General features: G+C 56.6%; 19 protein-coding genes. 17 read left to right on the forward strand and 2 right to left on the reverse strand.

Annotated elements, in window-relative coordinates:
* The first annotated feature begins 24 nt into the window (after nucleotides 1-24).
* Genes IB226_RS15810 through IB226_RS15825 form a run of 4 tightly spaced genes read left to right on the forward strand, consistent with a single transcriptional unit; the run spans nucleotide 25 to nucleotide 3,906 of the window.
* Nucleotides 25-1,464 carry a circularly permuted type 2 ATP-grasp protein gene (locus IB226_RS15810; protein ID WP_101761811.1) on the forward strand — a complete coding sequence of 480 codons (1,440 nt, stop codon included), beginning with the start codon at nucleotides 25-27 and terminating at the stop codon, nucleotides 1,462-1,464.
* A complete protein-coding gene (locus IB226_RS15815; protein WP_101761812.1) occupies nucleotides 1,458-2,387 on the forward strand; it encodes an alpha-E domain-containing protein in 930 nt (309 codons plus the stop codon). Before IB226_RS15810 ends, IB226_RS15815 begins: the two co-directional genes overlap by 7 nt.
* Nucleotides 2,384-3,184 (forward strand): transglutaminase family protein, encoded by an 801-nt coding sequence (locus IB226_RS15820; RefSeq protein WP_101761813.1) that lies wholly within the window; start codon nucleotides 2,384-2,386, stop codon nucleotides 3,182-3,184. Before IB226_RS15815 ends, IB226_RS15820 begins: the two co-directional genes overlap by 4 nt.
* Before the next feature lie 17 nt (nucleotides 3,185-3,201).
* Nucleotides 3,202-3,906: a proteasome-type protease gene (locus IB226_RS15825; RefSeq protein WP_101761814.1), complete on the forward strand. Its 705-nt coding sequence runs from the start codon at nucleotides 3,202-3,204 to the stop codon at nucleotides 3,904-3,906.
* 35 nt (nucleotides 3,907-3,941) lie between these two features.
* On the opposite strand, the gene IB226_RS15830 is transcribed toward IB226_RS15825, so the two are convergent.
* On the reverse strand, nucleotides 3,942-4,562 hold the full coding sequence (locus IB226_RS15830; RefSeq protein WP_101761815.1) for a response regulator transcription factor: 621 nt from the start codon (nucleotides 4,560-4,562) through the stop codon (nucleotides 3,942-3,944).
* Nucleotides 4,563-4,837: 275 nt separating this feature from the next.
* Here IB226_RS15830 and IB226_RS15835 point away from each other — a divergent pair, with 275 nt between their 5' ends.
* From IB226_RS15835 to IB226_RS15855, 5 genes are all read left to right on the forward strand, one after another.
* Entirely contained in the window at nucleotides 4,838-6,538 is a 1,701-nt protein-coding gene (locus IB226_RS15835) for a lysophospholipid acyltransferase family protein (protein ID WP_192236541.1), read from the forward strand.
* Between the two features lie 566 nt (nucleotides 6,539-7,104).
* The gene (locus tag IB226_RS15840) at nucleotides 7,105-8,172 is read left to right on the forward strand and encodes an ABC transporter ATP-binding protein (RefSeq protein ID WP_192236311.1); all 1,068 of its coding nucleotides are present in this window, start codon (nucleotides 7,105-7,107) and stop codon (nucleotides 8,170-8,172) included.
* A gap of 49 nt (nucleotides 8,173-8,221) precedes the next feature.
* Nucleotides 8,222-9,187 (forward strand): ABC transporter substrate-binding protein, encoded by a 966-nt coding sequence (locus IB226_RS15845; RefSeq protein ID WP_225608357.1) that lies wholly within the window; start codon nucleotides 8,222-8,224, stop codon nucleotides 9,185-9,187.
* A 2-nt stretch (nucleotides 9,188-9,189) separates the two neighbouring features.
* Complete coding sequence (locus IB226_RS15850) at nucleotides 9,190-10,926, forward strand: iron ABC transporter permease (protein ID WP_192236315.1); 1,737 nt, start codon at nucleotides 9,190-9,192, stop codon at nucleotides 10,924-10,926.
* Between the two features lie 200 nt (nucleotides 10,927-11,126).
* Complete coding sequence (locus tag IB226_RS15855) at nucleotides 11,127-13,970, forward strand: bifunctional diguanylate cyclase/phosphodiesterase (RefSeq protein WP_192236317.1); 2,844 nt, start codon at nucleotides 11,127-11,129, stop codon at nucleotides 13,968-13,970.
* An 84-nt stretch (nucleotides 13,971-14,054) separates the two neighbouring features.
* On the opposite strand, the gene ftnA is transcribed toward IB226_RS15855, so the two are convergent.
* Nucleotides 14,055-14,561 (reverse strand): non-heme ferritin, encoded by a 507-nt coding sequence (gene ftnA, locus IB226_RS15860; protein ID WP_101761821.1) that lies wholly within the window; start codon nucleotides 14,559-14,561, stop codon nucleotides 14,055-14,057.
* A gap of 238 nt (nucleotides 14,562-14,799) precedes the next feature.
* Between ftnA and IB226_RS15865 the strand changes: the two genes are divergently transcribed.
* From IB226_RS15865 to deoA, 8 genes are all read left to right on the forward strand, one after another.
* The gene (locus tag IB226_RS15865; protein ID WP_192236319.1) at nucleotides 14,800-15,903 is read left to right on the forward strand and encodes an amidohydrolase; all 1,104 of its coding nucleotides are present in this window, start codon (nucleotides 14,800-14,802) and stop codon (nucleotides 15,901-15,903) included.
* Nucleotides 15,904-16,141: 238 nt separating this feature from the next.
* Nucleotides 16,142-17,731 carry a peptide chain release factor 3 gene (gene prfC, locus IB226_RS15870; RefSeq protein WP_101761823.1) on the forward strand — a complete coding sequence of 530 codons (1,590 nt, stop codon included), beginning with the start codon at nucleotides 16,142-16,144 and terminating at the stop codon, nucleotides 17,729-17,731.
* Between the two features lie 261 nt (nucleotides 17,732-17,992).
* Nucleotides 17,993-18,607 (forward strand): molecular chaperone OsmY, encoded by a 615-nt coding sequence (osmY, locus tag IB226_RS15875; protein ID WP_101761824.1) that lies wholly within the window; start codon nucleotides 17,993-17,995, stop codon nucleotides 18,605-18,607.
* A 93-nt stretch (nucleotides 18,608-18,700) separates the two neighbouring features.
* Entirely contained in the window at nucleotides 18,701-18,862 is a 162-nt protein-coding gene (locus IB226_RS15880) for a DUF1328 domain-containing protein (RefSeq protein WP_007893192.1), read from the forward strand.
* 179 nt (nucleotides 18,863-19,041) lie between these two features.
* A complete protein-coding gene (locus IB226_RS15885) occupies nucleotides 19,042-20,094 on the forward strand; it encodes a patatin family protein (RefSeq protein WP_192236321.1) in 1,053 nt (350 codons plus the stop codon).
* Nucleotides 20,091-20,870, forward strand: a complete 780-nt coding sequence (locus IB226_RS15890; RefSeq protein ID WP_192236323.1) for a TatD family hydrolase — start codon at nucleotides 20,091-20,093, stop codon at nucleotides 20,868-20,870. The genes IB226_RS15885 and IB226_RS15890 overlap by 4 nt, the downstream gene beginning before the upstream one ends.
* A gap of 292 nt (nucleotides 20,871-21,162) precedes the next feature.
* Nucleotides 21,163-21,942 (forward strand): deoxyribose-phosphate aldolase, encoded by a 780-nt coding sequence (deoC, locus tag IB226_RS15895; RefSeq protein WP_101761827.1) that lies wholly within the window; start codon nucleotides 21,163-21,165, stop codon nucleotides 21,940-21,942.
* A 157-nt stretch (nucleotides 21,943-22,099) separates the two neighbouring features.
* Nucleotides 22,100-23,422: a thymidine phosphorylase gene (gene deoA / locus IB226_RS15900; protein WP_192236325.1), complete on the forward strand. Its 1,323-nt coding sequence runs from the start codon at nucleotides 22,100-22,102 to the stop codon at nucleotides 23,420-23,422.
* Nucleotides 23,423-23,501 lie beyond the last annotated feature (79 nt).

Here is a 23,501-nt window from a genome sequence, read left to right on the forward strand (position 1 = left end):
CCTCTGACAAGCGCCGGGTAAATCATGAAAGAAAGCTACCAGATAGCATCACAATTCTATGATGAGATGTGGCTGAGCGATGGCCAACACCGCGCTCACTACCAGCAATACTGGGAATGGTTACAACAGGCGGACAAAGAGGCCGTGGCGCGCAAACGTGAAGAAGCGGAACTGCTGTTTCATCGCGTCGGCATCACCTTCAACGTCTACGGTGATGACGGCGGCGCGGAACGTTTAATTCCTTTCGACAGCGTGCCGCGCATCATACCTGCCAGCGAGTGGGCGATGCTCGATCGCGGCATTCGCCAACGGGTACAAGCCCTTAACGCCTTCCTGCACGACATCTACCATCAGCAACTGATCCTCAAAGCCGGCATCGTGCCCGCTGAACAGGTGCTGGTGAACGATCAATATCAGCCCTGCATGCAAGGCGTCGATCTGCATCGCCACATCTACGCACACATTGTTGGGGTAGACATGGTGCGCAATAACGACGGCGAATATTACGTTCTCGAGGACAATCTGCGCACGCCGTCTGGCGTCTCCTATATGCTGGAGAACCGCAAGATGATGATGCGCCTCTATCCGGAACTGTTCGCCGGGCAGCACATCGCGCCGGTAGAACGTTATCCTTCGCATCTGCTGCAAACCCTGCGCGAAAGCTCGCCGGTCAACGATCCGGTGGTGGTGGTGCTGACGCCGGGCCGCTTTAACAGCGCCTACTTCGAGCACAGCTTCCTCGCGCAGCAGATGGGCGTTGAGCTGGTGGAGAGCGCCGATCTGTTCGTCAAAGATGGCGCGGTGATGATGCGTACCACCGCCGGGCCGTGCAAAGTCGATGTGATCTATCGTCGCGTTGATGATGCCTTCCTCGATCCTCTGGCGTTCCGCCCGGATTCGATGCTCGGCGTGCCGGGCTTGTTGTCGGTGTATCGATCCGGCAACGTGGTGCTGGCGAACGCGATCGGCACCGGCGTCGCCGATGATAAATCGATCTATCCCTACGTCCCGGACATGATCCGTTTCTATCTCGATGAGGATCCGATCCTCAATAACGTACCCACCTGGCAATGCCGCAAACCGCAGGATCTCACCTACGTGCTGGCCAACCTGGCGAAAATGGTGGTGAAAGAGGTGCACGGCGCAGGCGGTTACGGCATGTTGATTGGCCCGGTGGCGAGCCAGCAGGAGCTGAGTGATTTCCGCGATCGCCTCAAAGCGCGCCCGGAAAACTACATCGCGCAGGACACGCTATCGCTCTCCACGTGTCCAACCTTTATCGATAACGGCCTCGCGCCGCGCCACATCGATCTGCGCCCGTTTGCGCTGTGCGGCGCGGATATTCGTCTGGTGCCCGGCGGCTTAACCCGCGTGGCGCTGAACGAAGGTTCGCTGGTGGTGAACTCGTCGCAGGGCGGTGGCACCAAGGACACGTGGGTTCTGGAGGATGACGCATCATGCTAAGCCGCACGGCCAGTGGCCTCTATTGGATGGCGCGCTATCTTGAGCGCGCAGAACAACTTGCTCGCGTGTTAGACGTGACCAACCGTTTGTCGTTAATGCCGGTGCGCGGTGACCAGGGCGACGATCTGCTGCTGCCGCTTAATCTCACCGGCACGCGTGAACTGTTTGAAACCCTCAACGGCCGCTTCACCATGCCGCAGCTGTTCAACTTTTTCGCCCTCGACGATCGCAATCCGTGCAGCATTTTCAGCTGCTGGCAGGAGGCGTGGAACAACGCGCATGCGGTGCGCGGCAGTTTGTCGTCGGAAGTGTGGGAGAGCATCAACTCGACGTGGATTGAGATGCGCAATACGCGGCGGCGCGGTATTACCAGCGCCAACGCCGATAGCTTTTTCGATTGGGTGAAAGAGCGCTCGCACCTGTTTCGTGGCGCGATGTTCGGCACCTTGCTGCGCGGTGATGCCATGAGTTTTATCCGCATCGGCACGCTGATGGAGCGCAGCGACGGCACCGCGCGTTTGCTGAGCGTCAATCAGCAACTGCTGGAACAACAGTCCGATTCGGTGCGCGAATATTATCGCCTCGATACCTTGCTGCGCGCGGTGTCGGCGCGTGAAGCCTACAACGCCATCTTTAAGCAGCAGCTGTTACCGGATCTGGTGAATGAGATGCTGATCCTGCGCAGTGAAAGTCCGCGATCGCTGCACTCCTGTATTGATGAGATCGCTACCCAGCTCGAGCAGATCGGCAGCAGCGGCGAAGATCGTCCGCGTTATCTGATCACCGTGCTGCTGGCGGAAATCAGGTTTAGTACCTGGGAAAGCCTGACCCAGGAAGGGTTAACGCACTGGCTCAATGCATTCCTGACGCGCCTGAACGCGCTGGCAGACAGCATCAATCACACCTATCTGGAGGCGAAATGAGACTGAACATCGAGCACAAAACCCGTTACGCCTACGAGCAGCAGGTGACACTCAGCACCCAGTATCTGCGTTTGACGCCGCAAAATTCGGTGCATCAGCAAATTATCTCGTGGGATTTGGAGCTGCCCTGCGCAGCCACCTGCACGCAGGATGCTTACGGCAACGTGATGCATGTGCTAACGCTGGATACGCCGCATCAGCAGCTCGATATCGCCGCGCGCGGTGTGGTGGAGATCCTTGATGCCGGCGAGTGGGCACCCGATCCGGAGTGCGCCTTGTCGCCGCTGGTGTTTCTGCGCGCCACGCCGCTGACGCTGCCCAATCCCGAGATCCGCGAGTTTGCCCAGCGCTACTGGCGGCCGGAAAAGCCGCTCGCCAGCCTGGAAAAGTTGATGGATGAATTGCTGCTGAAGATGCCGTATCGTCCCGGCAGCACCCAGGTAACTGATACCGCCGCGAAAGTATTTGCCGCAGGCAGCGGCGTTTGCCAGGATCACAGCCACGTGTTTCTCGCCTGCTGTCGCACTCTGGGAATTCCGGCGCGCTATGTAAGCGGCTATCTCTATACTGAAAACGTTGAGCACGTCGCCACTCACGCCTGGGTTGAAGCCTGGCTGGATGGCAGTTGGCACAGCTTTGATATCACCAATAATACCCGCAGCACGCGCCAGCATTTACGTCTGGCGGTTGGTGTGGATTATCTCGATGCCTGTCCGGTGCGCGGTATGCGGCTGGGCGGCGGCGGTGAAGATATGCTGGCGGTGGCTGCGGTGCTTCAGGTGCATGCGCAGCAGTAATCAGAACAGGCGTAACTATGACTTATTGTGTGGCAATGCGTTTATCTTCAGGGATGATTTTTGTCTCTGATTCGCGGACCAATGCGGGCGTCGATCATATTTCCTCGTTCCGTAAATTGCATGTGTTTCAGGTCGATGATGAACGCACGCTGGTGCTGCAAAGCGCTGGCAATCTGGCTACCACGCAGAGCGTGCTGAGCCTGCTGCGACGGCATAACGGCGATAACGATCAACCTAATTTGCTGAATGGACGATCGCTGTATGACATTGCGTTGATGGTAGGTGAAACGCTGCGCGAGGTGATCAAGCGCGATGGCGAGGAGTTTGGCGGCACGCTGCTGCTGGGGGGACAGATTCGTGGCGAGGAGCCGCGTCTGTTCCAGATCTATCCGCAGGGCAACTTCATCGAAGCCAGCGTTGATACGCCTTATTTCCAGATTGGTGAGAGCAAGTACGGCAAACCGATTATTGATCGCGTGCTGCGCTATGAAACGCCGCTCAGTCAGGCGATGCAGTGTGCGTTGATTTCAATGGATTCCACGTTAGCGAGTAATATTTCGGTGGGATTACCGCTGGATGTGATGGTCTATCGCACCGACAGTTTCAGCGATAGCGAGCAATATCACATCACCGAACAGCATCCCTATTTTTCACAAATTCGTCAGCTGTGGAGCAAAGGATTGTTGAGCGTGTTTTCGCAGCTGCCACCGTTAAAACTCTAATTGAGTGGGGTCGCCATTTATGGCGACCCGATCTTTCACACCAACTCATTCAATTTTGCTGTCATATTAATGCCACTAATCCCTTTTAAACCTAATTTACGCAGGATTTTTATTTTATAGGTACTCACCGTTTTACTACTGAGTTGTAATTGTGAGGCGATCTCTTTATTTGTCATTCCCGACGCCAGTTTCACCAATACCATCAGTTCCCGGCGCGTCAGGCTCATCAATTTTTCACTCTCAATTAACTCGTTTACCTCGGCCGCTTCCTCCGTTACCGGATAAAAACGCTTACCACATTCCACCTCTTTTATTGCGGTAAGGAGAGTGTCTAAATTGCCGCGTTTACACACATAGCCTTCCACGCCTAATTGCAAGCAACATCGTTGATAAAAAAGGCTTTCTGAAGCGGTATAAACAATGATTTTGAGGTCTGGCAGCGCGCGCTTAATGTCCGTAATCAACGGAATGCCAGCGCGTCCAGGCATGGTGAGATCGAGCAGTAAAACGTCCGGACGTGTCCTATGCAGCTCGGTTATTAACAGATCGCTTTTATTAGCAGTGCCAGCAATGGCGTAGTGATATGACTGCAGTAATGCCTGAATGCCCGTACAGATTAACGGATGGTCATCAACAATAAATACCGAATGAATCATATGTGTAGCCCAGAGGAAAAAATAAAAAATAAACGCAAAGTTAAAACACCCTTTAACAAACAATTTAACTGGTGTGACCAGATTAATTCACGCTGCTTAACAATAAGCTTTAAGTCATGTCTTGAATTTGGGGTTTTAAGGTGAGTTTTTGTTTTTTATGCGCAAGAACAATGCAAGTGGCTGCTTTTTAGGCTCTCACGACGCTGCAGTCATAAATCTGAAAACAAGCCGTTTTAACGTCGAAGCGATAAACCGCTGCGTGTAAAAGGTGAATGATGTTTTCCGTTGATCAGCTTCTCGATACCTACTGGCCAGGTCATCAACCGGCAAACTGGCAGAAAAGCGCCCTGAAATGGGCCGTTCGCGAACATGAATTCCAGGCGTTTGCCGCCCGCTATCGTCATCTGAAAGGCGTGGATATGGTGGAGCAGGTACTGGAGCATCTTGATGTGCGCTGTGAACTGAGCGAGCGCGATTTGGAGCAGATTCCCACGCGTGGCCCGGTGGTGATAGTTGCCAACCATCCACTCGGTGCGCTGGATGGTTTAGCATTGCTGGCGGCGGTTTCGCAGGTGCGACGCGATGTGAAAATTGTTGCCAACCGCATGTTGATGATGCTGGAGCCGATCAACAACATGATGTTGCCGGTGGATAACATGGGCAACCGTACCAGCCGCGAACAGCTAACGCGCATGCAGCAGCATCTCGATAATCAGGGCGTGCTGATTATCTTCCCGGCGGGTGAAGTGTCGCGCCTTTCCAGCCGAGGCGTGCGCGATCGTCACTGGCATCACAGCTTCTTACGCCTCGCGGCCCGCGCTCGCGCGCCAATCGTGCCGGTGCACGTGGTGGGGCGCAACAGCCTGGCATTTTACGCCGCCGCAAAAATTGCCTCGCCGCTCGCGTTACTGATGCTGGTACGCGAAATGTTTCGTCAGCGCGGTTCGCGCATTAAGTTGCACATCGGCGAACAGATCCCGTTTGCCAACTGGCATGATGGCCACACGCCAGGCAAAGAGCTGGCGAAGCGGCTGCGCAAACATCTGTATCGCATTGGTCAGGGACGACGCGGCTTGTTTCAGACCGAAGCGGCGATTGCGCGGCCGGAAGATCGCGCCGAACTGAAAAAAGCGCTGATGGAGAGCGAGCGACTCGGCACGCTGCCGGATGGCAAGCAGATCTACCTGTGGCGACGCAACGGTGCCAGCTGGGTGCCGCTGCTGCGTGAGCTCGGGCGCTTACGGGAAGTGGCATTCCGCGCGGTGGGTGAGGGCAGCGGGCGGCGTCGCGACCTCGATAAATACGATGACGATTACTATCACCTGATTCTGTGGGACGACGATGCGCTGGAGATCGTCGGCGCCTATCGCTTTATTCCGGGCGCCGAGCAGCTGGAGCGTCGTGGGCTGGAAGGCATCTACAGCGACAGCCTGTTCCACTATGACGAGCGCATGTTGCCGATCATCAATCAGGGGCTGGAGCTGGGCCGCAGTTTTATTCAGCCTGCCTATTGGGGCAAACGCGGCCTCGATTATCTGTGGATGGGCATTGGTGCCTACATCGCTAAATATCCCGAAACCCGCTACTTATTTGGTCCGGTCTCGATCTCGGGCGGCATGCCGCTGGCGGCGCGCGATCTGCTGGTGGCGTTCTATCGTCTGTATTTCGCTACCGAACTGCCGCTGGCGACTTCACGCCGCCCTTATCCAGCCTCGCTGCCGGAAGTGCTGGCGCAGTTCACCGGCGATAACTACAGCGAAGATTTACGCCGGTTGAAACATCTGCTGGCGAATCTCGGCACCGCCATTCCCACGCTCTACAAGCAATATTCCGAGGTGTGCGAGCCGGGCGGCGTGCAGTTTATCGATTTCGGCAGCGATCCCGATTTCAATAACTGTATTGATGGCTTAGTGCTGGTGGATCTCACGCGGGTGAAGCCCGCGCGTTATGAGCGCTATATCGGCATGCATCTGTGAATCGCGTCATGCCGCTCAGTTAAGCTCGGAGCGGCTTTCGTTCGCCTTAAACCTGGACAGTTGCAGCACTTCGGTGCGGCGACCGAGCAGAGGACGCCTGGCCGCGCCCTCTGCACTCCCGGGCCCTGCGCCAGCCCAACCCGCCGCTTCGCGGTGCCTTCACTCATTCACGATTCCTGACGGACCGGCGGCGATTCGCTCCTGCTCAGCGCCACCTCTCGCCGCATCCCTGCGGCTCGCCCTGGAATCCCTCATTCGTTCAGCGGGTTAGGATGTCGCCCCAACACCCTCGCTGCAGCAGTGGTACGTATCCTTAACTCAAAATCGCTATGAATCCCCTGGGATTGCCATTCATGGCAACCAGATGCGCATAAATGCAGACTCTCGAAAAACCAAGCCAGGCATTCTGAAACTGTTGGATGCTTAGCGGGCGATACCCCTGCGATGTCAGCGCGCTGATTATCAGACAAGCATTACGCCATTTAGGGCGACCAGCTGCAATGTCATGGAATCGTCATCACAGTGTCGTAGGGTCTTAGCCGGACGGTTAGCGAAAGGCCAGAAACATGGCATCAATCACACTGCGCGGGCTGCGCAAATCCTTTGCGGCGCAGCCGGTATTGCAAGACATCTCACTGCAGATTGCGCAGGGGGAATTTATCGCCGTATTAGGCCCGTCGGGCTGTGGCAAAACCACCTTGCTGCGCCTGCTGGCCGGTTTTGAAACCGCCGATGCCGGAGAGATCCACGTGGGCGAACGCTGCTTCGCTGCGCCGGGCGTGCATCTGCCGCCGGAAGATCGTCAGCTTGGCGTGGTGTTCCAGAGCTACGCACTATGGCCGCATATGACGGTGGCGGAAAATGTTTCCTACAGTCTGAAAGTGAACGGCGTCGCGCGTGCCGAGCGCGAGCGCCGCACGCAGCAGGCGCTGGAGCTGGTGGGATTGGAAGCGTTCGCCGCCCGTCGTCCCGCCGATCTCTCCGGCGGTCAGCGTCAGCGCGTGGCGCTGGCGCGCTGTTTAGTGGCGCAACCGACCTTAGTTCTGCTCGATGAGCCGCTCGCCAACCTCGATGTCCACCTGCGCGCCACCATGGAAGAGGAGTTCCGCCGCTTCCATCATCACAGTCACGCCACCTTGCTCTACATTACCCATGATCAGCATGAAGCGATGGCGCTGGCCGATCGCATCGTGGTGATGGATGCCGGCCGTGTGATGCAGTTCGCCACGCCGCAAACGCTGTGGCGCGAACCGGCGAACGCCATGGTCGCGCGCTTTATTGACGACGGCAAAGTGCTGCCGATCAGCGATATCGAACCGCTCGGCGAGGGCCGCGCTTATGCCACGCTGTGCGGCCTGCGCGTGTCGTTACGCTGCGCGCCGCATCAGCGCCCGCAGCCGCAGGCGCAAGCCAGTTTTCACGCAGTCGATTTCCACTTAGCCGCGCCGGGCGAACCGCAGTTTGCTGCACGCGTGCAGCGGGTGATCTATCGCGGCGGCCACCATCAGCTCAACGTGACGCCGCTGGCCGCGCCCGAATGCAGCATCACGCTGCTGCTGGCCGATCAGCCTTTACCCGTTGTCGACGCCACTGTGGGGGTGGCGCTGCGTGACGGCTGGATTCTTCCTTATTAACCTCTTCAACCTTCAGGGAAATGCTATGCGTACGACGTTAAACGTGTTGATGTTAGCCAGTGGATTCGTGATCTCTGCCGCCAGCTTTGCCGACGAGGCGCCAGCAGGGAAATTGGTGGTTTATACCTCGCAGGCACCCGAAATTGCCCAGCAAACCATGGATGCGTTTAAAGCCGCCTATCCCAATGTGCAGGTCGAGTGGACGCGCAACGGCACCACGCAGTTAATGAACGTGCTGCGCACCGAAATGATGAGCGGCGAAGCCAAGCCGGATGTGCTGCTGATTGCCGACGCTATCAACCTCGGCGCGCTGAAAAACGAAAACCATCTCTACAGCTACAGCGATGCGCCGCTTAGCCACATCAATCCATCGTTTTATGACAAAGACAAAACCTTCTTCGGCACCAAAATCATCGCCACGGTAATTGCCTACAACACCCAGCATGCGCAGCCGATTGATAGCTGGAACGCGCTGGCGGTGGAAGCCAACAAAGGGCAGATTGCGGTACCAAGCCCGCTTTACTCCGGCGCGGCACTCTACAAGCTGCACACCGATATCAACACGCCATCGATTGGCTGGAGCTTCTACAAAAAGTTGGCGGCCATCGGCATCGCGCCGCAGGGCGGCAACGGCCCGGCGCTGAAGGCGGTCGCCAGCGGGCTGGATAAGTACGGCATCATCACCGACGCCGACGTGATTCTGGCGAAGAAAAAGGGTTCGCCGGTGGATCTGGTCTATCCCAAAGAGGGGGTGTCATATGTCACCGAACCGGTTGCCATCATGAAAACCGCGCACAACCTGCCGGCCGCCAAAGCCTTCGTTAACTTTATGCTTTCCGAGCCAGGCCAGAAGCTGGTGGTCGAGCAGGGCAACCGTCCGGTGGATGATCGCGTCTCAGCACCGGCAGGTTTCACGCCGATCAATAAAATCAAGCTGCTGTCGCCGGACGTGGCGAAAGCGATCAAAGAAGATGCGGCAGTGCGCGATCGGTTCAGCGCGCTGTTTGGTGGCTAAGCATGAGCGTGTTGAGCAACGAATGGCGCAATGTGACGCGCAAAGCGCCGCGCGTTAACAGCGAACGGCTGATTCTGGCGCTGCTGGTGCTGCTGATTGGTTTGCTGTCGGTGGCGCCGCTGATGCGGCTGGTGTGGACCGCCATTGCGCCCAGCGGCGTGCCGGATATCGCACGCTTAACGCGCCTGCTGGCGAGCGATCGCGTGTTGATCGCCAGCGGCAATACGTTGCTCATCGCGCTCAGTTCTACTCTGATTTCCGTGGTGCTCGGCACTGCCGCTGCGTGGCTGGTGGCGCTTAGCGATCTGCGCGCCAAAACCGCGTGGGTGTTTGCGTTTATCCTGCCGCTGATGATTCCGCCGCAGGTGACGGCGCTGGCCTGGCTGCAGGCGCTGGCTCCGAGCAGTCCGCTGGCGCTGCTGTTCGCCACGCTTGAGTTGCCGTGGTTTGCGCCCGGCGAGCAGCCGCTCTACTCCTTAACCGGCATTGTGCTGCTGCTCGGCACGCACAATGCGCCGTTGGTGTTCCTCACCGTGCGCGCCGGTTTGCGCCGCTTGCCCGCCGACTTGGTGGAAGCGGCCCAGGCCAGCGGTGCGTCACGCGCGCGCATCCTGTTCACCATTGTGCTGCCGCTGGCGCGCCCGGCAATTTTTGCCGGTGCCGCGCTGACCTTCGTTGCGGCGGCGGGCAACTTCGGTATTCAGGCGATGCTGGGGATTCCGGCGCGCGTGCCAACGCTGATCACGCTGGTGTATCAGCAGTTGAATGGCATTGGTCCGAGCGCGCTGCCAAACACCGCGGTGTATGCGTTATTGATTGCGGTAATTACGCTGGCGGGCATGGCGGCCAGCGCCTGGTTGGGCGGACGCCATGATGTGCGCGTCAACGGTGCACCGCGCCTGTGGCAGCAATCGCTGGGGCGCTGGCGTATGGCGGTTGAGGGCGTCGCCTGGCTGTGGATGGCGCTGACCTTGCTGTTGCCGCTCAGCGCGCTGTTGATCACCGCGCTCACCAGCGGTTTTGGCCAGGCGCTGAGCTGGCAAACGCTGACGCTGGAGAACTTCTGCGCCGCGTTGTGGGGTTATCCGGCGGTGCGACAGGCGTTTCTCACCAGCCTCGGATTGACCACGCTGGCGGCGCTGATTTTAACGGTTTGCGCGCTGTTTCTCGCCTATTTCCTCAGCTGGCGGCGAACCAAATTAGTGCGCGGTTTGTGGCTGGCGAGTGAACTGACTTACGCGCTGCCGGGCATTGTCACCGGCGTAGCGGCGATGCTGTTCTTCCTGCGTCCGCTGCCGATCGTTAATGTCTCGCTGTATGGCACGGTGTGGATCATCCTTGCCGCCTATCTGGCGAACTTCCTCGCGCTGGTGCTGCGCCCAACGCTGGCCGGATTCGCCCAGTTGGAACCGGCATTAGATGAAGCGGCACGTTTGTGCGGCGCCGGTTTTCTGCGCCGCATGCGCGACATCTTATTGCCACTGGCGGCACCGTCGGCGCTGGCGGGCAGCGTGCTGGTGTTTCTCACCGCGCTGAATGAAATCCAGGTTTCGGTGCTGCTGGTCACCTCGCAAACGCAAACCATCGGACCGACCATCGTATTCCTTGATGAAGGCGGATCCGCGTCGCTGGCGGCGGCGGTGGGCTGCCTGATGATTGTGGTGGTTTGCTTATTAATGGCGGTTGCCACACGCCTGACGCGACGCTTGCCGCACGGCATTTTACCGTGGCAAGCGTAACGCCAGCCTGCCGTCAACGTATGATGATTTGTGAAGTATCCTACTGAACATTTTCTCGCCACTGCCGATAACTTACCTACCAACATTTGTCTGCGGATGAATAGCGCTTGTCAGCGCTGCGTATTTGCGCTTAAGTCTGCTTGATAATTAAGAATTTTCTTAAGTTTCGACGATACCAGCCCAGCAATAGGCGAATAACAATGAATAATAACTCTGACGTCATGTACCGACTTTTGGTACAGAGCGTGGTGGATTACGCCATTTACATGCTCAAACCCGATGGCACGGTGGCGAACTGGAATAGCGGCGCGCAGCGCGCCAAAGGTTACACGCCCGATGAAATCGTAGGGAAGAATTTTGCGCTGTTCTACAGCGAAGACGATCGTAAAAACGGCGCGCCACAGCGCGGACTGGCGACCGCGACAGCAACCGGGCGCTTTGAAACCGAAGGCTGGCGTTACCGTAAAGATGGCAGCGCGTTTTGGGCGCATGTGGTGATCGACGCTGTCCGCGATGAGTTTGGTGAGCTGCTGGGTTTTGCCAAAATCACCCGTGACTGCACCGAGCAGCAAGAGCAGCAGCGCAAACAGCGCGAGCAGGAACAGCGCTTTCGCATGCTGGTGGAAGGCGTCAGTGATTACGCCATCTATATGCTCGATTTGGACGGCAACGTGGAAAACTGGAACGTAGGCGCACAGCGCGCGAAAGGCTACGTTGCCGAAGAGATTGTTGGACAGCACTTCTCACGCTTCTACAGCGCCCAGGATCGTAAAAACCATATCCCGGAAAAAAATCTCACCACCGCCTTCAAAACCGGTCGTTTCGAAGACGAAGGCTACCGGTACCGCAAAGATGGCAGCGCATTTTGGGCACATGTCATCATTGACGCGATTCGTGATGATGCCGGCAAGCTGATTGGCTACGCCAAAATCACCCGCGACTGCACCGAACAACAGGCGCTGCTGCGTAAACAACACGAGCAGGAGAAGAACTTCCGTCTGCTGGTGGAAGGCGTGCGCGATTACGCCATCTATATGCTGGATGTGCAGGGCCGCGTGGTGAACTGGAACAACGGTGCACAGCGCGCTAAAGGTTATCTGGCTGACGAGATTGTCGGTCAGCACTTCTCGGTGTTTTACAGTTCAGCGGAACGTCATGCCAATGCGCCCGAAGCTAACCTCGGCATTGCGTTGAAAACCGGGCGTTTTGAAGATGAAGGCTGGCGCTACCGCAAAGATGGCTCGGCATTTTGGGCCCACGTTGTTATCGAAGCGATTCATGATGAAAGCGGCAAACTGATCGGTTTCGCCAAAATTACCCGCGATATCACCGAACGGCGTGAGAACGAGCAGCAGCTGCTGCGCGCACGGGATCTGGCGCAGTCGCAGAGCGCGAAAATGTCGGAGCTGTCGGGTTTTCTCGACACCATCATCAGCAATATTCCCTCGTGCGTGATCGTTGAAGATGCCATCAGTCGTGAAATCCTGATGGTGAATGACAAAGCTGAGCAGCTGTTTGGCATTAACAAAGCGCTGATCATGCACAAGCGCCCGCACGAATGTATGTCGGCGGAGCTGGGTGATTACTTCAACAGCCTGGCGGATGTGGCGCTGCGCAGCGAAGGCATCCACTCGCGTGAACAACTGCTGCTGACGGCGGGCGGCGAGCGCATTCTGCATACGCGTGCCACCACCATCAGCGGCAAAGATATGCGTCAGAACTACGTGATGCTGATTGTCGAGGACGTGACCGATCAGCGCGAAGCCGATGCGCGTATTCGTCATATGGCGCATCACGACAATCTCACCAGCCTGCCGAACCGCGTGCTGTTCCGCCAGAAGCTGAGTGAAGCGCTGCGCGTCGATAGTCAGAACCACCAGGTCAGCGCCACGCTGTGTCTCGATCTCGATAACTTCAAAAACGTCAACGATGCGCTCGGCCACCAGATTGGTGATGACCTGCTGCGCGTGGTGGCGAAACGCCTGCGCAGCGCGCTACGCGATCACGATACGCTGGCGCGCATTGGCGGCGATGAGTTTGCCATCGTGTTGCCCAATGTTCGTGCTGCCGATGAAGCGGCGGTGGTGGCGCAGCGGCTAATCGAGGCGATACGTCCGCCGATCAACGTTGAAGGGCATAATCTGTCGGTGGGCTTGAGCGTTGGTATCGCGCTCACCTCGCAGGCCACCAACACGCCGGAGCATATGCTGCGCTGCGCCGATATGGCGCTGTACGAAGCCAAACGTAATGGCCGTAATCGCTTCGAACACTTCACCATTGAGATGGACAATCAGGCGCGCAGCCGTCGCGTGATTGAGAACGATCTGCGTGATGCGATTTCGGGTCGTCAGCTCAAGCTTTACTATCAGCCGATTACCAACGAGCAGGGCATCATCGGCTATGAAGCGCTGATGCGCTGGCATCACCCGATCAAAGGGCTGATCATGCCGAACGATTTCATCCCGATCGCTGAAGAGACCGGTTTGATTCACATGCTCGGCGCCTATGCGCTGTATGAAGCCTGCCGCGAAGCGCAGAGCTGGAACACCGAACAATCGGTGTCGGTGAACCTGTCGCCGCTGCAGTTTAAAAACAGCTCGCTGGTGTCGGTGGTGGAAGGTGCGCTGCGGGAATCCGGGCTGGCGCCGCATCGGCTGGAAGTGGAGATCACCGAATCAGTGCTGTTGGACGACACGCTCGGTAATATCCGCACCTTGCAGAGTTTGAAAACGCTTGGCGTGCAGATTGCGCTGGATGATTTCGGCACCGGCTACTCGTCGCTCAGTTATCTGCGTTCATTCCCGTTCGACAAAATCAAAATCGATAAGTCGTTTATCAACGATATGGGCGACAGCCGCGAGGCGCTGGCGATTATCCGCGCCATTACCGGCATGAGCCGCAGCCTCGATATTCAGATCACCGCTGAAGGCGTGGAGAACGGCGAGCAGTTTGCGAAGCTGCGCGAAGAGGGGTGTACGCTATTCCAGGGCTATTTCTTTGGTCGTCCGCAGCCGTCGGAGTTGCGGTTGAAAGAGTTGGAATAGATTCGCGCCATTGATCGTGCCGCTACATAAAAAAACGCCCGACATGTCGGGCGTTCTCTATTTTGCTGTGTGTAATCTTTATTATTATGCGCCGTGGCCGTCGACGGACATGTGGCCGAGATCTTTGTCCACCAGGAACAGGCCTTCGCCTTTGTTGCCGACCATCGCCAGTTTATCCAGCACGGTTTTGAACAGCTTCTCTTCTTCATGCTGCTCGGCAACGTACCACTGCAGGAAGTTGAACGTTGAGTAATCCTGGGTGGTTAAGGCGGTGTGCACCAGCTCGTTGATTTTTTTGGTGATCAGCTGCTCATGCTTCAGCGCTTCTTCCAGCACGTCGTTCAGTGAAGTCCAGCTAATCGCCGGCGCCGCAATACTGCCCAGCACCGGCAAAGCGCCGGCATCGCTGACGTAATCGAACAGCTTCTGCATGTGCTGCATCTCTTCGCGAGAATGCATTTTCAGGAATGAAGCGGCACCTTCATAGCCTTTATCGCTGCACCAGGCACTCATCTGCAGATAGAGGTTGGCAGAGAAGAATTCGAGGTTCAGTTGGTCGTTTAAACGCGAGGTCATTTCAGCAGTTAACATGGCTGAGTCCTTTTTAATTTGTCAGGTGAAGTACGGCGAATTATGCATCAATCTATACTTTTATGTGAAGGGTTTTTCGCAAAAAGGTTGAATTTATCTTATTGATTGTAAATGGAATTATTTCACATGTTGAATGCGAGGAGTTCTCATTTTTGACTAATTTTCATTCACGCTGGATTGATTATAGCTGCGCATCGGGCGATGCTGAGGCTTGCCTTTACTTGTCAGGAGCTTAGCGGTGTCGAACGTCTTAGAGCATTACCATTTTCTGCATGAAATTCCCGAACTGGGTTTTCAGGAATTCAAGACCTCTGCTTATATTGCCGATCAGCTGGAGAGCGCCGGAATTAAGGTGACGCGCGGCATCAATAACACCACCGGCATGGTGGCGGAAATCGACAGCGGCGTGCCCGGTCCGGTGCTGGCGCTGCGTGCGGATATGGATGCGCTCGGCCACATCATTGATGGCGTAGCCTGTGCGCGTCACACCTGCGGCCACGATGGCCATTCGTCGGTGGTGCTGACGGCAGCGCAAGAGCTGATGAAAGAGGGCGCGATCAAGAAAGGGCGGCTCAAGCTACTATTCCAGCCGGCGGAAGAGCTCGGTGCGGGTGCGCTGGCGATGATTGAGGGCGGCGCGCTGGAGGATGTGGAGATGATTCTCGGCTTCCATGTGCGTCCGCTGGAAGAGTGTCATGTGGGACAGGCGACGCCAGCGGTGATTTACTCTGCCTGCAGCACGCTGGAAGCCACCATCAAAGGTGCACCGGCGCATGCGGCGCGTCCGCATTTGGGCGTCAACGCGCTGGATGCGGCGGTGCAAGCTGTGCAGGCCGTCAACGCCATCCATCTGCCGCCGGGTTTGACCTGGAGCGTGAAAGCTACACGCTTTCTGTGCGATGCGGGCGTGACCAACTCGGTGCCGGATGAGGCGCGCGTGGTGTGGGATCTGCGTTCGCAGGAAAACGCGCCAATGGCGGTGCTGAAAGAGAAAGTCACGCTGGCGATTCAGCACAGCGTGGCGGCGCTGGGTGCCACGGCGGACGTGGTGGTGCTAAAAGAGATGCCAGCAGCAGAAATTCATGAAGAAGCCACGGCGGTGATTCGCGCGGCGATTATCGACGTGCTGGGCGAAGCCGGTTTGCTGGATACCAAAACCACGCCGGGCAGCGAAGATTTCTTCTATTACCCGGTGAAAAACCCGCAGGTTAAAGCCGGTTTCTGGGGATTGGGAACCAATCTGGTGCCGGGTTTACATCATCCTGAGATGCGCTTTGAGCTGAGCTCGCTGGAGATTGGCGTGAAGATCTTCAAGGCGGCAGTGGTGCGGGTGTTGGGGTGATTAGAGGGTTAGGGTGAGGGCTATTAGGGCACCGATTCCCCCTTTCTGCGAAATATTGTATGCTATGCCGCCTCAATGCTGACGGGATTCAGGACTGCCGCCAATGTAGATCGCACACCTCTTGCTGTGAACCGACGCCACTGCGTCGCCATTGGCCGCGTTATCCTGCGGAATGACCTCGAAACGATTTATTCGCAGCGCGCTGTCCGCGTGTTGCCCTTGAAGAAGAATTCACTCAATGTCTAATGCCTCCTTTTTAGAAGAAGTGGCGCGCCGCCGTACCTTTGCGATCATCTCGCATCCGGACGCCGGTAAAACCACAATCACCGAAAAAGTGCTGCTGTTCGGACAGGCGATTCAAACCGCCGGTACCGTCAAAGGCCGCGGCTCCAACCAGCACGCGAAATCGGACTGGATGGAGATGGAGAAACAACGTGGTATCTCCATCACCACCTCGGTGATGCAGTTCCCGTATCGCGACAGCCTCGTGAACCTGCTGGATACGCCAGGACACGAAGACTTCTCTGAAGATACTTACCGTACGCTGACGGCGGTTGACTGCTGTTTGATGGTGATCGACGCCGCAAAAGGTGTTGAGGATCGCACCCGCAAGCTGATGGAAGTCACGCGCCTGCGCGATACGCCAATCATCACCTTTATGAACAAACTCGACCGTGACATCCGCGATCCCATGGAGCTGCTGGATGAAGTGGAGAGTGAGCTGAAGATCGCCTGCGCACCTATTACCTGGCCGATTGGCTGCGGCAAGTTGTTCAAAGGGGTTTATCACCTCTACAACGACGAAACTTACCTGTATCAAACCGGTAAAGGCCACACCATTCAGGAAGTGCGCATTGTTAAGGGGCTGGCGAATCCAGAACTGGATGCCGCAGTAGGCGAAGATCTGGCACAGCAGCTGCGCGATGAGCTGGAGCTGGTGCAGGGCGCTTCGCACGAGTTCGATCAGGAGCTGTTCCTGAGTGGCGAAATCACGCCGGTGTTCTTCGGCACCGCGCTGGGTAACTTCGGCGTTGATCATATGCTGGATGGCCTGGTTAGCTGGGCGCCGCGTCCAATGCCGCGCAACACCGACGCGCGTTTGGTGGAAGCAAAGGAAGAGAAATTCAGCGGCTTCGTGTTTAAGATCCAGGCAAACATGGACCCGAAGCACCGCGACCGCGTCGCCTTTATGCGTGTGGTATCCGGCAAGTACGAAAAAGGCATGAAGCTGCGTCAGGTGCGAACCGGTAAAGATGTGGTGATTTCCGATGCACTGACCTTTATGGCCGGCGACCGTTCGCACGTAGAAGAAGCCTATCCGGGCGACATCATTGGTCTGCACAACCACGGCACCATTCAGATTGGCGACACCTTTACGCAGGGTGAAAACATGAAGTTCACCGGCATTCCGAACTTCGCGCCAGAGCTGTTCCGCCGTATCCGTCTGCGCGATCCGCTGAAGCAGAAACAGCTGCTGAAAGGGCTGGTTCAGCTGTCGGAAGAGGGCGCGGTGCAGGTGTTCCGTCCGGTGCACAATAACGATCTGATTGTGGGCGCGGTCGGTGTGCTGCAGTTCGAAGTGGTGGTGGCACGCCTGAAAAGCGAATACAACGTTGAAGCGATCTACGAAGCCATCAACGTCTCAACCGCTCGCTGGGTTGAGTGTGATGATGCGAAGAAATTCGACGATTTCCAGCGTAAAAATGAAGTGAACCTGGCGCTCGATGGCGGTGATAACCTCACGTATATCGCGCCAACCATGGTGAACCTCAACATCACTCAGGAACGCTATCCTGACGTGAGATTCCGCAAAACGCGCGAGCACTAATCGCCGTTGCCAGCAGGGCCTGTGATTTTCACTGGCCCTGTTTTGTTTGTTACAGACTCCTCCTAATTCCGCTGTTTTTTTCTCTTTTTGGCGATATATCAACCACAAGAGCCAGCAAAAGCTGTAATCCCTACTACTATTATCCTGTCGGACGAGAAAAGAGACCTTTCGGGTTTCATTACGTCCAGTAACTCAGCAACGCCGTTCGTTGCTGGCGCATCCGCGATAACGGATGAGTTAACTGATAGAAGGATGATATCGATGAATAAGACTAAGATTGCTAAAACCCTGATTGCTGCCCTGGCCGGTTCTGCTCTGCTGAGCGGTGCGGCGTTTGCAGATGAATCACTGTCGCAGAAAGCACAGCAAACCTCCGACAGCGCGGGTGCGAAGATCGATAGCTCTATGAAAAAAGTCGATGGCTATATGGATGACAGCGGCATCACGGCTAAAGCCAAAGCGGCGCTGGTGGATGATGACGCAATTAAAAGCACGGATATCTCCGTCAAAACGCACGATGGCGTGGTGACACTGAGCGGCTTCGTGGCTTCTCAGGATCAGGCTGAAAAAGCCGTCGCGCTGGTGCAGAAAGTCGAAGGTGTGAAATCCGTCAGCGACAAACTACACGTTAAAGACAGCAAAAATGCTTCTCTGAAAGGTTATGCGGGCGATACCGCAACCACCAGCGAAATTAAAGCTAAGCTTTTAGCAGATGATATCGTGCCATCACGCAACGTTAAGGTGGAAACCACCGACGGCGTGGTGCAGTTATCAGGGGAAGTGGCGAATCAGGCACAGTCCGATCGTGCTGAGAAGATCGCCAAAGCCATTGAAGGCGTGAAAAGCGTGAAGAATGACCTGAAGGTGAAATCTTAACGCGAGCGACTCGGCACCAGCAGGTGCCGTTTCGTAATAAAAACAAAGGTGTAAATAAGCAGTTCGATTTTCACAATGGTAAAGGAGAGGCTTATGTTTCGTTGGGGTATTATCTTTCTGGTCATCGCTCTGATTGCTGCGGCATTAGGTTTCGGCGGTCTGGCGGGTACGGCAGCATGGGCAGCTAAAATTGTCTTCATTGTCGGTATTATTCTGTTCCTCGTGAGCCTGTTTACCGGGCGCAAACGACCCTGACTACTTGCGTCTCAATAGACGCTAACCCGCGAGTCACCTAAAGCGGAGACCGGTCTTGTGCGGCATACTACGAAGCCGCAACGATTGCAGAAGCAATTGGTCAGGGAACGACAATGACTGGTTCTCCGGGATGCTGCTTCGGCGACTCCCTCAGAGCAAGCAACACTGAGGGACATCCATTGGGCACACGTATACCGTTGACATTAGGTTCATTCGAACCGCTGGCTTTAACTCCTTTCAAATCAAATAAAATTGCCTTGGTGTGCGAAGGCGGCGGTCAGCGCGGCATCTTTACCGCAGGCGTGCTGGACGAATTTCAACGCGCAGGCTTCAATCCTTTTCAACTGTTACTCGGCACCTCGGCCGGGGCGCAAAACCTGTCGGCATTTGTCTGTGGCCAGCCTGGCTACGCGCGACGCGTGATCTCCCGTTACACCACCAGCAAACTGTTCTTTGATCCGCTACGATTCGTGCGCGGCGGGCATCTTATCGATCTCGATTGGCTGATCGATATCACTAAACAGGAATTCCCGCTGGCGCTCAACACCGCCGAAGGGCTGTTTGCCAAAGGCAGCGAATTCTATATGTGCGCCTGCCGCAGCGACGATTACAGCGCCGAGTACTTCAACCCGATCAGCACCAACTGGCACGACATCCTAAAAGCGTCCAGCGCGATCCCCGGTTTTTACCGCAGCGGCGTGCAGATGGACGGCGTGAGCTATCTTGACGGCGGCATCAGCGATGCCATTCCGGTACGCGAAGCTGCGCGCCGTGGCGCGGACACCATTGTGGTGATCCGCACGGTGCCGTCGCAGGTGTCCTACACGCCGAAGTGGTTTAAACGCATGGAACGCTTTTTGTCCGACAGCGCATTGCAGCCGATGATCAACATCCTGCATCAGCATGAAGAGAGCTATCGCGAGATTCAGCAGTTCATCGAGCAGCCGCCGGATAATCTGCGCATCATCGAAATCTGTCCGCCAAAACCGCTGGCGAGCATGGCGCTTGGCAGCCGCTTGTCATCGCTGAATCAGGATTACCATTTAGGTCGCCGCAGCGGGCGCTATTTCCTCGCCACGCTTGGTCAATGGCTGAGTGATGCTGAGCCGCTGGTGCGTTCAACCACGGTTACCCCGCCGGCCGCGGTGGCGAATGCGCCCGACAATCGCCCGCTGATTACGCCCGCGCTGGCGGAAAACGATGCCGATTTTGATAAAGGTTCGCTGGCATGAAGTTTATCGACACGCATTGCCATTTCGATTTCCCGCCGTTCGTTGATGATGCGCACGCCAGCATTGCACGCGCTGCGCAGGCCGGCGTGGAACGCATCATTGTACCGAGCGTGGATGCCAGCCGTTTCGCGCTTGTGACGCAACTGGCGCAGCAGCATCCGGCGCTGTATGCCGCGCTGGGCCTGCATCCAATCAATATTGCTGAGCATCAGGAAGATGCGCACCTTGATGAATTAGCGCGCTGGCTGAAAAAGCCCGATAGCAAGCGTGTGGCGATCGGCGAGATCGGCCTCGATCTCTATATGGACGATGCGCAATTTGCCAAACAGACGCGGCTGCTCGATAAGCAGCTCAAGCTGGCGAAGCAATACGATCTGCCAGTGATTTTGCACTCGCGCCGCACCCACGATCAATTAGCGCTGCATTTACGTCGTCACGATCTGCCACGTCGCGGCGTGGTACACGGTTTTGCGGGTAGCCAGCAGCAGGCGGAGCGCTTTATTCAGCTTGGCTATGCCATTGGCGTTGGCGGCACTATCACCTATGAACGCGCCAGTAAAACCCGCAACACCATCGCCAACCTGCCGCTCAAGGCGTTGTTACTGGAAACCGACGCGCCCGATATGCCGCTGCAAGGATTTCAGGGGCAGCCCAATCGCCCCGAGCGGGCGCGCAATGTGTTTGACGTGCTGTGTCAGTTACGCAGCGAATCCCCTGAAGCGATCGCCGATGCGCTTTGGCATAACAGCCAGCAGCTGTTCGCCTTGCCTGCCTGATTCTCCCCCCGACAGATTCTGCATTTACGCTGCCTTACGCCTGATTAGCTACATTGATAAAGCTGAGAGTACACTTTTGCGTCCATTTTTGTGATAATAATAACAATGACCATTACGACGCATTCCCGCCTGATTGGTGGTAATTTGTGATAAATATCACTAAATAATTGTATTTAAATGACAGGTTTTCTTTTTCGTGTGACGTGAAGCGCAATTTAACGTCACGGTAGTTGTTAGAATTATCACATTCCCCGGTGGGTTGTGCCCGCCGATCTGAATTTTGGAGAGCATCATGACCGACTTGAAAGCAGCAGCACAGCGCGCATTGCAACTGATGGATTTAACCACCCTGAACGAAGACGACACCGACGAGAAAGTGATCGCGCTGTGCCGTCAGGCGAAATCCCCAGCCGGTAACACCGCTGCCATCTGCATCTATCCACGTTTCATCCCGGCAGCACGTAAAGCGCTGCGCGAGCAGGGTACGCCGGAAATCCGCATCGCCACCGTCACCAACTTCCCGCACGGCAACGATGACGTTGAGATAGCGCTGGCCGAAACCCGCGCGGCAATCGCCTACGGCGCTGACGAAGTGGATGTAGTGTTCCCGTATCGTGCGCTGATTGCCGGTAACCGTGATATCGGTTTCGAGCTGGTGAAAGCCTGTAAAGAAGCCTGCGCACAGGCAAACGTGCTGCTGAAAGTGATCATCGAAAGCGGCGAGCTGAAAGATGAAGCGCTGATTCGTGCCGCTTCGGAAATCGCTATCGATGCGGGTGCCGATTTCATCAAAACCTCCACCGGTAAAGTGCCGGTCAACGCGACGCCAGAAGTGGCGGCGATCATGATGCAAGTGATCCGCGACAAAGGCGTGAAGCAGCAGGTTGGTTTCAAACCGGCGGGCGGCGTGCGCACTGCAGAAGACGCGGCGCTTTATCTGCAGCTGGCGGACGACATTCTGGGTGAAGGCTGGGCGGATGCGCGTCATTTCCGCTTCGGTGCCTCCAGCCTGCTGGCAAGCCTGCTGAATACGCTGGGCCACGAAACCGCGACCAGCAAAGCCGGTTATTAATCTCTTTCGCTGATGGTTTCGCGATTCGTAGCGGCGCGATTTATCGCGCTGGTTTTTACGCTTCAGCCCCGACTTAACATCGCGCGATAAATCGCGCCGCTATGGCAGGTGCAAGCTGCCGTATCATTTCAATTTCTATCCCTTCAGGGAGGCAACCGTGTTCCTGCCACAAGAAATTATTCGAAAAAAACGCGACGGCCAGGCGCTGAGTGAAGCGGAGATTCGCTTCTTCATCAACGGCGTGCGCGACAACAGCGTTTCGGAAGGTCAAATTGCCGCATTGGCGATGACCATCTATTTCCATGATATGACGCTCGACGAGCGCGTGGCGCTGACTATGGCGATGCGCGACTCCGGCACGGTGCTGAACTGGAAATCGCTGAATCTCAACGGCCCGATTGTTGATAAACACTCCACCGGCGGCGTTGGCGATGTCACTTCGCTGATGCTCGGCCCGATGGTAGCGGCGTGCGGCGGTTATGTGCCGATGATCTCCGGGCGCGGCCTCGGCCACACCGGCGGCACGCTGGATAAACTGGAAGCGATTCCGGGCTTTGATATCTTCCCGAGCGACGACCGTTTCCGCCAGATTATCAAAGACGTCGGCATCGCGATTATTGGCCAGACCAATTCGCTGGCGCCGGCCGACAAACGTTTTTACGCCACGCGCGATATCACTGCCACCGTGGACTCCATCCCGCTGATCACCGCGTCGATCCTCGCCAAAAAACTGGCGGAAGGATTGGATGCGCTGGTGATGGATGTGAAAGTGGGCTCCGGCGCCTTTATGCCGACCTTTGAAGCCTCAGAAAATCTGGCGCAGGCGATTGTTGGCGTCGCCAATGGCGCAGGTTGTAAAACCACCGCGCTGCTCACCGACATGAATCAGGTGCTGGCTTCTACCGCCGGTAATGCGCTGGAAGTGCGTGAAGCGGTGCAGTTCCTGACCGGCGAGGCGCGCAATCCGCGCTTGCTGGAAGTGACGATGGCGCTGTGCGCGGAAATGCTGATCTCCGGCAAACTGGCTGAGAATGACGCCGATGCGCGCCAAAAGCTGCAGCAGGTGCTGGATAACGGCAAAGCCGCTGAAGTATTTGCCCGCATGGTGGCGGCGCAAAAGGGTCCGGTAGATTTCATCGAGCGCATGGACAGCTATCTGCCCGCGCCAACGCTGAGCAAAGCGGTATACGCCGATGGCGCCGGTATCGTCAGCGCGATGGATACGCGTGCGCTCGGCATGGCGGTGGTTGCGCTCGGCGGGGGCCGCCAGCGCGCCAGCGACAGCATTGATTACAGCGTGGGCCTGAGCGACATGACCACGCTCGGCACGCAGATTGACGCGCAGCGTCCGCTGGCAATTATCCACGCCGCATCGGAAGCGCAGTGGCAGCAGGCCGCCGCCGCCGTTAAAGCAGCCATCACGCTGAGCGACACTGCGCCAGCGATCACGCCGGTAGTTTATCGTCGCATTAGCGAATAACTGGCGCTTCTTCGTGCCAGGCAGCGGCCGTTCGGGTATACTGATCTGATCGCTTTTTTTTGACTTGTCATCGCGCATT

The organism is Pantoea sp. PNT03, assembly GCF_014852515.1.
Lineage (GTDB): Bacteria > Pseudomonadota > Gammaproteobacteria > Enterobacterales > Enterobacteriaceae > Pantoea > Pantoea leporis.

Coding starts and splice junctions, on each gene's coding strand:
- IB226_RS15830 (WP_101761815.1), bottom strand. CDS start 4,562: ATGATTCATTCGGTATTTATTGTTGATGACCATCCGTTAATCTGTACG.
- IB226_RS15835 (WP_192236541.1), top strand. CDS start 4,838: ATGTTTTCCGTTGATCAGCTTCTCGATACCTACTGGCCAGGTCATCAA.
- IB226_RS15890 (WP_192236323.1), top strand. CDS start 20,091: ATGAAGTTTATCGACACGCATTGCCATTTCGATTTCCCGCCGTTCGTT.
- IB226_RS15845 (WP_225608357.1), top strand. CDS start 8,222: ATGTTAGCCAGTGGATTCGTGATCTCTGCCGCCAGCTTTGCCGACGAG.
- deoC (WP_101761827.1), top strand. CDS start 21,163: ATGACCGACTTGAAAGCAGCAGCACAGCGCGCATTGCAACTGATGGAT.
- osmY (WP_101761824.1), top strand. CDS start 17,993: ATGAATAAGACTAAGATTGCTAAAACCCTGATTGCTGCCCTGGCCGGT.
- IB226_RS15815 (WP_101761812.1), top strand. CDS start 1,458: ATGCTAAGCCGCACGGCCAGTGGCCTCTATTGGATGGCGCGCTATCTT.
- IB226_RS15850 (WP_192236315.1), top strand. CDS start 9,190: ATGAGCGTGTTGAGCAACGAATGGCGCAATGTGACGCGCAAAGCGCCG.
- IB226_RS15820 (WP_101761813.1), top strand. CDS start 2,384: ATGAGACTGAACATCGAGCACAAAACCCGTTACGCCTACGAGCAGCAG.
- ftnA (WP_101761821.1), bottom strand. CDS start 14,561: ATGTTAACTGCTGAAATGACCTCGCGTTTAAACGACCAACTGAACCTC.
- IB226_RS15825 (WP_101761814.1), top strand. CDS start 3,202: ATGACTTATTGTGTGGCAATGCGTTTATCTTCAGGGATGATTTTTGTC.
- IB226_RS15810 (WP_101761811.1), top strand. CDS start 25: ATGAAAGAAAGCTACCAGATAGCATCACAATTCTATGATGAGATGTGG.
- prfC (WP_101761823.1), top strand. CDS start 16,142: ATGTCTAATGCCTCCTTTTTAGAAGAAGTGGCGCGCCGCCGTACCTTT.
- IB226_RS15855 (WP_192236317.1), top strand. CDS start 11,127: ATGAATAATAACTCTGACGTCATGTACCGACTTTTGGTACAGAGCGTG.
- IB226_RS15880 (WP_007893192.1), top strand. CDS start 18,701: ATGTTTCGTTGGGGTATTATCTTTCTGGTCATCGCTCTGATTGCTGCG.
- IB226_RS15840 (WP_192236311.1), top strand. CDS start 7,105: ATGGCATCAATCACACTGCGCGGGCTGCGCAAATCCTTTGCGGCGCAG.